The following is an 11901-nucleotide window of genomic DNA, read 5'->3' as shown; positions in this document are numbered from 1 at the left end:
GTGAACGAAGTGCAGGGATTAAAGATTAAGAAGTTTAGAAAAGTAAACAACATAAACTATAATTTAGGGTATACGCAAATATTAAAATTTACTGAAAAAAATGTCAATAAATATATAAATAGATTTGATGAATTAAAAAAAAGAAAAATAGTTTTAAGCGGAGGCTTTTGGGATATTCACTGGATCTTACGTGGAAGAGAGAGAAAGGCACATTTAATTTTTAATCATGAGTTTAATAAAAAACTAACGTTAGCAATTAAAATATTTCTGATAATAAAACTTGATGAAGAGAAAGTAAATCCACGTACGTTAATAAGATGCCTAAACGGTATTAAATTTGTTGTGAAAAATACAAATTGCTTAGATTTAAACTCAATCCATTGCTTTCAAGAAGCATTAAAATCTCATAAGGATAGTTATATAATAAATGATATTATTAATGCAGGAAATGATTTTTTGTGTTTTTACGATTATATAAAATTTAAGCCTTTCAGAGAAAAAATAAGAGCATATAACTATAGAAAATATGACAGTAGGAGAATTCCGGAATTTATAAGTGCAATTTTATTTGATACAATTTTAAATGAATTTATGAGCAGTTTAAATATGGAGTGTAAAACCGAAAGAGAAAAATATTTGCCCGTTTTGCTTTGGTGGAGAATTTCCAGTACCATTCCAATGAGGCCAATAGAATTCTCAGAGTTAGAAACAAATGCGGCAAAGATTATTAATGGAAGATATATATTAAGTATCTTAAATGGTAAGGATGATGTGAACGAATCTGGAGAGAAAGAACGTACATATAGGCATATTGATATAACTAAAGATTTATATGATTTAATTCAGGAATATATATCTGAAATAGATCCAGATAGAAAAGAAAAGTATCTTTTTAATTATAACATTTATGCTAAGCACACTAAGTCATTTAGGTCTTTTGATAGATTCTTAGATGCTCATAAAGATAATTATGCTGGTACCGAAAGATTCTATGCGCTATTAGAAAGATTTTATGCCGATGTTGTTGAAAAGGAATATGGATATAAAACAATTTCTGTAGAAAACAATGAGGGAAAACAAAATAGTGAAGATACTATAGAGAGAATAAGACCAGGGGATACGAGGCATTTTGCTATATGTAATTTATATCTGCAGGGTGTTAATCCATTAACTATAGCTAGGTTAGCTGGGCACGATAATATATATACACAATTAACTTATGCAAATCATATGAAAACATTTATAAAATCAAAAGTTAAACTAATTGCAGATGAAATTCGCAGAAGACGGTTGCTTGGTGAAGGTTTATATAGTAACAAAAGGCTAAAGGAGCTATACAATAAAAGCTTGTTCTTCAGTGTTGAAGAGCAAAGCAGCGCACGTCCGGTTGAAGATGGGTATTGTATTGATAAAGAATATCCTGATAACTGTATTTTAGGAATGTGCAAAAATGAATGCGATTATTTTAGATTGGCGCTAAGCAAGGAAAATGATCTAATATACTTAACTGCTGAATCAAATAATTATTTAAATGATATTGATAAACAGGTAAATATACTTAAAGAAATAATTAAAACAAGTAATTTAAATAAAAGTAAGATAGAAAAAAATAGATGCTTTGATATTAGAGATCAAGAACGTATGGGAATATGCGCTAAAAAAATACAACAAGTAATTGCAAATAAAGCGATTGTAGATTCTTATATTATGAAAACAAACGAGGTGAGTTGTATTGAGTAAAAATTTAGGCGGTAGACCCAAGAAAAAATCTGATAAAGAATTATTGAGCATTTTGGAAAATTATATTGGTAACCATACTGGAGAAAAAATTATTTTATCAGAGCTTGCAAGAGAAACTGGAGTTAAGAGACATATATGGGATTACTCTAAAAAGGTAAGAGATATAATTGAAAAGATAAATAATCCTATAATTGTGGTAAATGAAGTTACTGATGAACTTAATACGATACCATCAGTGGAAAGTATACGAGAACAATTAAGTACGAATCCCAAAAAGGTTTTAGAAGCATATGCAAGCTGTATAAGGATTATTAACAATTTAACTGAACAAGCTAAATTGAGCTATGAATTGCAAAAGAAAATTGAGATATTGGAGAAACAAATCAGTGATTTTAAAAATGAAAATAAAAGGTTGCTGAACCAAGTAACAAATCAGGAACAGGCTATGCTTGAATTGTGTATTAGTAGCGAATCATTAAAGCAAAGAGAAGAAAAAAATCTGAAAAATAATATAATAACTATTGATGCTAATAACATTGAAAGAGCAATTGCAGTTACAGACGAAGATATAAAAGCTCAATTTCCGTGGCTAAATGATTGAAGATTATAGTTAAACACTTATATGGACTTGTAATTATGATTGATAAATCTGTATAATAAATAATTGTATAATATAAGTATGGTGATTGTATACTTACTTTATTTAATATGGTAGATGAAAGGATTTTAGTTTATGGATAAAATATTAGTTTTAGCAGAAAAACCATCTGTCGGGAAGGATATTGCGAGGGTATTAAAGTGTAATATAAAATGTAATGGCTACATGGAGGGAAATAAATATATTGTTACATGGGCTTTAGGACATCTAGTAACACTGGCAGATCCTGAAGTTTATGATGAGAAGTATAAGGTTTGGAAGTTAGAAGATTTGCCTATGCTACCAGTGCATTTAAAACTTGTTGTAATAAAACAGAGTTCAAAACAGTTCAATACGGTAAAAGAGCAGTTGAATAGAAAAGATGTAAAAGAAATAGTAATAGCGACTGATGCAGGGCGTGAAGGCGAACTTGTAGCAAGATGGATATTGGAGAAGGCAAGAATAAATAAACCAATAAAAAGACTTTGGATATCTTCACAAACAGATAAGGCTATAAATGAAGGCTTTGCTAATCTTAAGATTGGATCCCAATATGATAATTTGTTTAGAGCAGCCCAATGTAGGGCGGAAGCAGATTGGGTTGTTGGCTTAAATGTTTCCAGGGCACTTACATGTAAATACAACGCTCAATTAACTGCTGGACGCGTGCAGTCATCGGCCTTGGCTATGATAATTCATCGTGAAGAAGAAATTAATAATTTTAAACCAAAGGACTATTTTGTAATTAATGCCAAGGCGAGAGGTTTTATTTTAAAATGGAGAGATAAAAATAATAACAGTAATATTTTTGAGGAAGATAAGGCAAACAAAGTTGTAACTGCGACTAAAGGAAGAGAGGCAAAAATAATTGATGTTTCTGAAAACTTTAAAAAACAATATTCTCCAGCATTATATGATTTAACTGAACTACAAAGAGATGCAAATAGAATTTTTGGATATTCAGCAAAACAAACACTCTCAATTATGCAAAGACTTTATGAAAACTACAAGATATTAACATATCCAAGAACTGATTCAAGATATATTTCTACTGATATAGTGGCTACATTACCAGAACGCTTGAAAGCCATTTCATTTGGATCGTATAGAATATTTGCAAGCGAAATACTTAAAAGTAAAATTAATGTTCACAAAGGTTTTGTTGATAATAGTAAGATAAGCGATCATCATGCAATAATTCCAACTGAGGAAAGGGTAAATTTCTCAATATTAAGTAGTGAAGAAAAGAACATCTATGACTTGGTCGTAAAAAGATTTCTATCTGTAATGTTACCACCATATGAATATATTCAAACTAGCATAATTGCTGACATAAATGGAGAAAGCTTTGTAGCGAAAGGCAGTGTAATAAAATCAAAAGGTTGGAAGGCAGTTTATGATAAAATGATTGGATTAAATGAAGATGATGAGAATAATGAAAGTCAAGTATTACCAACTGTTAAAAGGGATGACAAAATAAGTATATCTGCCGTAGAGATACAGAAATTAAAAACAAAGCCCCCAATTAGATTTACAGAGGGTACCCTGCTATCAGCTATGGAAAGTCCTCAAAAATATATAAAACTTGATAAAGAATATGCTAAAACCCTTGGAGAAACAGGAGGCATAGGAACGGTAGCTACAAGAGCCGATATAATAGAGAAGCTATTTAATATGTTTTATATTGAGAAGAAAGGTAAAGAAATTATTCCAACATCTAAGGGAAAACAGATAATAGAACTTGTTCCAGAAGAATTAAAATCACCTTTACTTACAGCACAATGGGAACAAGAATTGGAGCTTATAAGTAAAGGAAAAAGACAACCTAATGAATTTACAGATAAAATGCGAGAATATGCGGAGAAATTGGTAAAAGATATTAAGTATAGTGAAGACAAGTTTAGACATGATAATATTACTGGCAATAAATGCCCTAATTGTGGGAAATATATGTTAGAGGTTAAAGGTAAATATGGAGTGATGAATGTATGTCAGGACAGAAATTGCGGACATAGGGAAAATGTAAGTAAATTTACTAATGCTAGGTGCCCTGAATGTAAGAAAAAATTAGAGCTTAGGGGAGATGGTGAAGGTCGAATTTACATTTGTAAAAGTTGTGGATTTAGAGAGAAAGCCTCATCATTTAATAAGAGATTTAAAGAAAATGAAGGAAAAATAAATAAAAGAGATGTAACAAAATATATTAATAAAATTAACGAAGAAAATAAAAAATCAATAAATTCAGCCTTAGCAGATGCATTATCAAAACTAAATTTAGACTAAATACAATAAAAGAAGTCTTCTAAAATTGTTATTATACATGAAATAACAGTTATTTGATATTGTAAAAAATCAAGGATCAAAAATAAATAGAAATGGTTTAACTAGGCTATAGTCAAAAAGGATTATAGCCTTTTTGTTGTATTCTAAAGTTTAAATTGATATGTATTGAAAAAAGCATATTGTGATTGTAAAATAGTAATATGTTTACATATATGTTTTAAAATATGTACTTTATCTTAAATTAAAAGGATGTGAAAATAGGTATGTATATATCAAAATTAATTATAGAAGGGTATAAAAATTGTAAAAATGAATCCGAAATACAGTTACATAAAGGATTAAATATATTAGTTGGTGAGAATGCTTCCGGAAAAACAACAATAATAAATGCTTTGAGAATGATTTTAAAAGAAAATGAATTTTCTCAAATGAATATTAATGAAGATGATTTTTATAAGTCATTTAATGAAGATGAGTATTCTCAAGACATCAAAATAAATATAAGCTTTGAAGAATTAAGCTCTGATGAAGAAGTAACATTTTTAACTTGGTGTGATGCTGATTTTAAGGCAAAATTGTGTTTGGAGGTTGATAGTAATTCAAATAGGAAGGGATATTTTAGGAAGAATATATGGGGAGGAGATTCTAAATCCAGTGCTTTTGAAGAGGAAACTTTTGATAGTATAGATTGTATTTACTTACCACCATTAAGAGATGCCGAGGAAAAGCTAAGTAATGGTAAAAAATCGAGATTAGCTAAATTATTAAGGCACCAATATAAAACTAAAGATGATGAGAAAGTTTTGGTAGAAAAGGTTTCAGAATTTAATAATAGTATAACATCTAATCAAGGTAATAACTACAAAGAAATATCAAAAGCAAAAGAAGATATTAATTATAATATAAAAAGTTCTATGGGTGAAATCTTTGGACAGAGTATTAATTTACAATTTGCAGATGTTTCATTTAATAAAATACTTGAAAATATTAAAATGGTATTTTTTCCTGAAATAAATGCAACAGATATAAAAAAATTTAGAGATATAGCAATTAATAGCTTAGGATATAATAATTTATTATACATAGCTACTGTATTTGCGGAATTGCAAATTAGTGGTAAGGTAAAGGATATATTTACAGTGCTGCTCATAGAAGAGCCAGAAGCACATCTTCATCCTCAATTGCAAATAAAATTAATAAAATATCTCGAATCGTTGGCAAATAAAAAAACTAATACTCAAATTATCATTACTACTCACTCGCCAATATTAGCATCATCAGTAAGTATCGATAACTTGATACATATATGTGAGCGAAATGAATCGATAAAAGCAACTCCATTGTGTAAACTAGAACTAGGCGATAGCAAAAACTATATAAACAGATGGCTTGACGTAACAAAGTCTACGTTGCTATTTTCAAAAGGTATTATATTGGTTGAAGGAATAAGCGAGAGTATGCTTGTTCCAGAATTAGCGAAAATATGTTTATGTAAGTATAATAAAGTAAATACAAATAATAAATTACCAAGTTCCTTAGAGGAAGCAGGAGTATCAGTTATAAATATAAATGGAATTAATTTTAAGCACTTTATTAAATTATTCTGTAGTATAGATGGGAGTTATAGTAATATAAAAGTTCCAATAAGATGTTCAGGAATAACTGATAATGATCCAGAAAAAGAAGAATTAGATGCAGTAGATAAAAATGGAGATATAATAAAGGTTAAAATCGATACTTATCCTAAATTAAATGAGACTATTAAAGGTAAAAATAGTGCTCTAGAATTAATATCTAAAATAAATATAAGTAAATATGTTAGATTATATCACTCCCCCTTAAAAACATTTGAATATGATTTAGCGATGGAGGGGAATACCCAAATTATGGCGAAGGCTTTAAAGGATGTGTGGTACTCAAAAAACGGCGAAGTCAAAAATAAATGTGATGAAATAATTGCTGATACTGATAATATAAAATTACAAGAGTATTCAAAGTTTATACATCAAAAAGCAAGTGATAAGAAACTTGGTAAGGGTATGTTTGCTCAGGAGTTGGCGGGAAAGGTAAAAACTCAATATGATCAAATGACATCTCAAGTGTATTTGGACTCCAAAGCTAAAAAAGAGACTTATGAGGAAATTATAAAAATATTTAATGTGCCTAAGTATATATATAATTCTGTTATCTGGGCTTGTGGTGGTGATGTAGGTGAATAAATATGAAATAGAGAATGAAGTGGGAAAAATTTTATGCAATAAAAATAGTCATTTGACATGTGATGAATGTTTTTTAAAAAATAATGATACATATGAAATATGCAGATATGCAAAACATTGCAGAATATCAGAGAAAACACAAAAACAGCTTCAATATATTTCAGCTTCTATAAATGAAAATACATTTTTAGAAGCTTGTCCTGGAAGTGGAAAAACAGAGGTGGTTGGCATGAAAGCTGCCTATGAAATAAAAAGATGGGATAATAGTTCAAAAAGAGGAATTGCTATTCTAACTTTCACTAATGATGCTACTGATGTGATAAAGGAAAGGATTAATCAATTTAGCAAAAAAGCAACTTTTTATCCGCATTTTATAGGGACCTTAAGTAGTTTTATCTATCAATATATTGCTCAACCGTTTGGTTATAGTGAAATTAATTATACAGGCAAAAATGGAGATCATTCTTTAAGATTAATTGATTCAGATTTAAGTATATTCAGTAACCCATGGCTACAAAAATATAAATGTTCAATACCATATATAAGCAAGAGTGGGAGAAGATCTGATATATACGCTCATCAAATATTATTTGATTGGAGCAAAAAGAATTTTTATATAAAGATAGATCAGACTTGTTTATCAATAGGCGAATATTACGAAAGTGAGCAAATGCAGAATCATATTATAGAAAATAGAAAAAAATATAATAACAGCAGGTATTACTCTAATAGTTATTTTTATAATGAATTTCGCAAGTGTAAAGATAATTTTCTTAAAGATGGATTTGTAACATATGAAGATATGAACTCTATTGCATATCAAGTATTGGACAAAGAAAAAATAGCGCAAAAGATATCTACAAGATTTCCGTTGGTTATAGTTGATGAATGCCAAGATTTATCATGGGTGGAAATTGAAATTCTGAACAAGTTAAGGCAAAAGGGAACTATATTACATTTCGTTGGGGATATAAATCAATCTATTTTTGAATTTAAGGAAGTGGCATTAGATTCTCAATATACATCTCATTATCTTGAAACTTTTAAACATTTTGAACTCACTGATAATTTTAGGAGCTGTCAACCTATCGTGGATTTATCTAACAAATTAATTAATTCGGATAATAAAGTACGAGGAATTGAAGAAAATAAGTTTTTAGAAAATAGTATATTATATCTAGAATATAATACAGTGGAAAAAGTGATTAATGAGTATTTAAAAATACTTAGTCGTTTCGGAATATCACAGGACAAGTGTTGCATAATAGTAAAGCAGAATTCATTGAAAAATCAAATATTAGGAAATAAAGATAATGATAAAGAACACTTATTAATATCTGCTATTCAGCTATGGGAAAAAGGTGGCCCAAGTTTTAAGAAAAAATCGTTAGAATACGCGGGAAAACAGATTTCAAAGTGGTTTGAAGGAGGAAATAGCAAAAGTAATTATTATTGTCCTAAAGATATAATTTCATCATTTGCTTGGAGAATTTTTTTAAGAGATATTTTGCTTGATTGTATTATTAATACTAAACTTACAAATTATAATAGAAAATATGGTAAGTGGTATGAAGATGCTAGAAAAGAATTACCGAGCATTATAAAGAAGAACTATTTGAAAATCCAAGAGTATGATAAGATAGAAAGAGATTTTGATAAGATTTTTTCTTCAAGGTGGTATATAGGAAAAAATATACGAGATGATATTTTTATATTTAGTAAAGAATCTAAAATAGACAATTTAGTAAAGATATCAACTGTTCATGGTGCTAAAGGTTGTACCTATGATAGTACTCTAGTTGTATCTAGTAAAACAATTAATAGTGAATCCGGACATTGGAAAAAGCATTGGATAGAAGGAACAGATGAAGATAGGAGAATAGGATATGTAGCAAGCACTAGAGCTAAGTTTTTAATGATTTGGGCTGTTCCACAGCTTAGCAAAGAGGAACGAAAATTAATAGAAAGTTATGGATTTAAAGACGGTAAAAATATAGTTTAATATTTCTTATTAAAATGTGAAAGGATTTGCATTAAGAGTTTGATTTATAAAATAAACGTAAAGATTTAGGGCAATGAAGTAAAAATAAAAAGTTGATAAATTTGGACTTAATAGTCATATTATAAAAACTAAATATAGAATGATACAATATAACCAGTTGTTTTAAGATTTATCTTTTTAATTTTAAATATTTTTCTTAAATAAATCTTCTATACTAACATTTAAGGCATTAGCTATGGCTTTGATTTCATAGTCAAGCAGATTTCTAGTTTGAGATTCAATTCTTGAAATCATGGGTCTATCTATCTCAATGCCTTGAATATTAAGTCTTGCCGTTAGTTGCTCTTGAGTGATTTTTTTATTTATTCGTAGATATTTTATTCTTTGCCCAATGATATTCTTTTGCTTCAATCTTACCATCCTCAAAATTAAGAAATTATGTATTAATTTTATATGAAAGAAAATACTATAATGTGTGAAAATCACACATTATAGTATTTTTTAAAAATTTTTTTAAGGATGGAGATATGTATGCAGAGATTTAAGCCACAAGTAAAAGATATATCCTTATATAAAGAAATAGCCCAAAATATTGTAAATCCATTAGAGATATTACGAGAAGGAATTAGCAATTCTCATGATGCCGAGGCAAAAAATATATCTATAATATTAGACAGAAATTCCTCAGGAAACTTTGTAGTTGAAATACAAGATGATGGCAAAGGAATGGAATTAGATAATATACATAGATTCTTTAATATGGGCGATTCAGATAAAGCTTTAATAGGAATAGGGGAGAAAGGATTAGGAACAAAAACCTATTTTAAGAGTAAAAGAATAACCATATATACGCAAACAGAAGATAATGAAGCATATAAGGCTGTTATGGAAACACCTTGGGAGGCATTATGTAATAATATACTTCCAGAATATAGTGTGGAAAGATATGAATCTAAAAGTGGAAATAAAGGAACTACAATTTTAATAGAGGATTATGTAATCGATAACCCAGAAAAGTATTTTAATTTTGAGATTGTAAAAGATTATGTTCTTTGGTTTACCGCAGCAGGTAGTTTCAAAACTTATTTTGCAAATTATATGGAATTACATAAATATATAAGTAATATGCAGATAGCACCTAGGATTTTAATTCAAGATAGAATAAGTAACATTAAAGAAGAAATAGCAGGAGTCCATCAATTTTCAGAACCTCAAGAAGATCCTAGAAAAGATTTTAGCGAACCAATTTATAAAAGGACAGTAAATTATTGTAGGCATTTTGGACCATTTCACAAACCAACAAATATTGATGGAGAATTTGTGTCTTTTGAAATTTATGGTACTATATCAGGGGTTAATCGTAGAAGGAGTATTGCAAAATTGCGACAAGGAGAGACTCTAAAGTCAAGGTTCGGAATATATTTAGCGAAAGATTTTATACCATTTACAAAGAAAAATGATTTGATTTCAGATCCTAATGTTCATCACTTTCATTTATTAGTTAATTCCCAAGCTTTTGAGTTAACAGCAGATAGAAATAATTTATCAAATATTAATGATAAAAAGGTTAAATGGGTTTTGGAAGAAGCTAAAAAGGTAATTAATGAATGCATTATACCTCTAGCAAATGAAGGGTATTTTAAAATGAGAAAGGCAGAGGAAGCTTTATATGAGATAGGCGAAAAGCAAAGAAAAATTATTCAGAGAGTAGAATCTTTTAATGAACTGGCAAATCTTAATATTGATTCAATTCCAATAATTAAAAGACCAGATAATGAATCACAGGTGGCTCTGTTATTTACTGCATTAATGTCAAATAAAGATACTAAAAAGCTAGTTAAAGGTATTAGTAAAATTGGGCATTATTCGCACCAATCTTCTACTGATATGATATGCATAGATAATAATAACAATAGGGTATTGGCTGAAATAGAATATATATTGAGCAATTTGTTTAAGCATGATCACCCATTTGATACATTTGATTATGTAATTTGTTGGAGGGTTGATCTACTTGTGAATGAGAAGAGAACATTAGCAGATGGAAATACTTTATGCTTAATAAGAGAAAATGATGAATGGATGTTAAAGTATGGCGCAAGAAAAATAATTCCTGTAATAGAGTTAAAAAGTATAATAGATGCATATAATAATCATAGTAATAAAGCTACTTCTACAAATATGTAAAGATAAATATCAAAAGATATTTATCTTTACATATTTACAAAGAAAATTTAATTATAACTTTGTACTATAATTAAATTTATCGCTATTAATAAATTTGTGGTAGATCTTCATATTTTTATCATATAATTTGGACCAATTTTACAAAGTAAAATTAAGTGGCATTATAGGAGGAAAAACTAATTGAGAAAAAGGCACATTACAATCATGTTCTTAGTTGTTTTTCTTTTGTTGTCCAAATTTATTTTAATGCTGCACCAATATCTACGCAACAGGTCGAACTAGAATAAAACAAGGATTTATTAAAGGATGCACAAAATAAAAGAAAAAAACTATGTACATTAATGAAAATTCTAGCTATCTTAAGATTATATTGGAATCTAAAAATCAAGAAAAACAAATTCAGATAAAAATAGATAAATCTCAACAACTAGTAAACTCAACACTTTTTGAAATAAATAAAATTAAAGGCACATAGCCTGAACATGTTCTGTTGAGAGGACCAGTAATTTCTTATGATAGCGATATAATAGCATATGCGAGCCTGTGAAAAAAAGTCTGTAAAAGCAGCTTTCTATGATAAAATATAAATATCATAGGAGGCTGTTTTATTATGGGAAAAAGAAGAGAAACACTGAGTGAAGGAAAGAAGAACATTATTGCTGCGTTGCTAGATGAGTATGACATTCAGTCCGCTGAAGATATTCAGGATGCATTAAAGGATCTGCTAGGAGGCACAATACAATCTATGCTAGAAGCTGAAATGGACGATCATCTAGGATATGCACCTTATGAGCGTAGCGCTGGTACAAATGCAAGAAATGGCAAGAAAAACA

Annotated in this window: 8 protein-coding genes; 7 read left to right on the top strand and 1 reads right to left on the bottom strand. The window is 28.8% G+C overall.

The features are described 5' to 3' along the window. The first annotated feature begins 9 nt into the window (after positions 1-9). The 5 genes from IAI10_RS19830 (at position 10) to IAI10_RS19810 (ending at position 8881) form a co-directional block, all read left to right on the top strand. Complete coding sequence (locus IAI10_RS19830; RefSeq protein WP_315675044.1) at positions 10-1740, top strand: site-specific integrase; 1731 nt, start codon at positions 10-12, stop codon at positions 1738-1740. Further along, entirely contained in the window at positions 1733-2341 is a 609-nt protein-coding gene (locus IAI10_RS19825) for a hypothetical protein (protein ID WP_315675043.1), read from the top strand. The genes IAI10_RS19830 and IAI10_RS19825 overlap by 8 nt, the downstream gene beginning before the upstream one ends. 132 nt (positions 2342-2473) lie before the next feature. Continuing rightward, a complete protein-coding gene (locus IAI10_RS19820) occupies positions 2474-4660 on the top strand; it encodes a DNA topoisomerase III (RefSeq protein ID WP_315675042.1) in 2187 nt (728 codons plus the stop codon). Positions 4661-4923: 263 nt separating this feature from the next. After that, positions 4924-6879: an AAA family ATPase gene (locus IAI10_RS19815; RefSeq protein WP_315675041.1), complete on the top strand. Its 1956-nt coding sequence runs from the start codon at positions 4924-4926 to the stop codon at positions 6877-6879. Continuing rightward, the gene (locus IAI10_RS19810; RefSeq protein ID WP_315675040.1) at positions 6872-8881 is read left to right on the top strand and encodes an ATP-dependent helicase; all 2010 of its coding nucleotides are present in this window, start codon (positions 6872-6874) and stop codon (positions 8879-8881) included. The genes IAI10_RS19815 and IAI10_RS19810 overlap by 8 nt, the downstream gene beginning before the upstream one ends. A gap of 183 nt (positions 8882-9064) precedes the next feature. Here the strand turns inward: IAI10_RS19810 and IAI10_RS19805 are convergent, their stop codons facing one another. Then, the gene (locus IAI10_RS19805; protein ID WP_315675039.1) at positions 9065-9301 is read right to left on the bottom strand and encodes a helix-turn-helix transcriptional regulator; all 237 of its coding nucleotides are present in this window, start codon (positions 9299-9301) and stop codon (positions 9065-9067) included. A 111-nt stretch (positions 9302-9412) separates the two neighbouring features. Between IAI10_RS19805 and IAI10_RS19800 the strand changes: the two genes are divergently transcribed. Further along, positions 9413-11068 (top strand): ATP-binding protein, encoded by a 1656-nt coding sequence (locus IAI10_RS19800; RefSeq protein ID WP_315675038.1) that lies wholly within the window; start codon positions 9413-9415, stop codon positions 11066-11068. A 610-nt stretch (positions 11069-11678) separates the two neighbouring features. Continuing rightward, positions 11679-11901, top strand: a 223-nt coding sequence (locus tag IAI10_RS19795) for a transposase (protein WP_315675037.1), incomplete at its 3' end; no start/stop codon positions are given.

This window comes from Clostridium sp. 19966 (assembly GCF_032335695.1).
In the GTDB taxonomy this organism is placed as follows: domain Bacteria; phylum Bacillota; class Clostridia; order Clostridiales; family Clostridiaceae; genus JACTOJ01.
Note: the sequence above shows the minus strand (reverse complement) of the source record. Positions and strands in the feature narration are given on the sequence as shown.

Bases quoted from the DNA above. Each gene is read 5' to 3' on its own strand.
- IAI10_RS19820 (WP_315675042.1), top strand. From the start codon at position 2,474: ATGGATAAAATATTAGTTTTAGCAGAAAAACCATCTGTCGGGAAGGAT.
- IAI10_RS19815 (WP_315675041.1), top strand. From the start codon at position 4,924: ATGTATATATCAAAATTAATTATAGAAGGGTATAAAAATTGTAAAAAT.
- IAI10_RS19805 (WP_315675039.1), bottom strand. From the start codon at position 9,301: ATGGTAAGATTGAAGCAAAAGAATATCATTGGGCAAAGAATAAAATAT.
- IAI10_RS19800 (WP_315675038.1), top strand. From the start codon at position 9,413: ATGCAGAGATTTAAGCCACAAGTAAAAGATATATCCTTATATAAAGAA.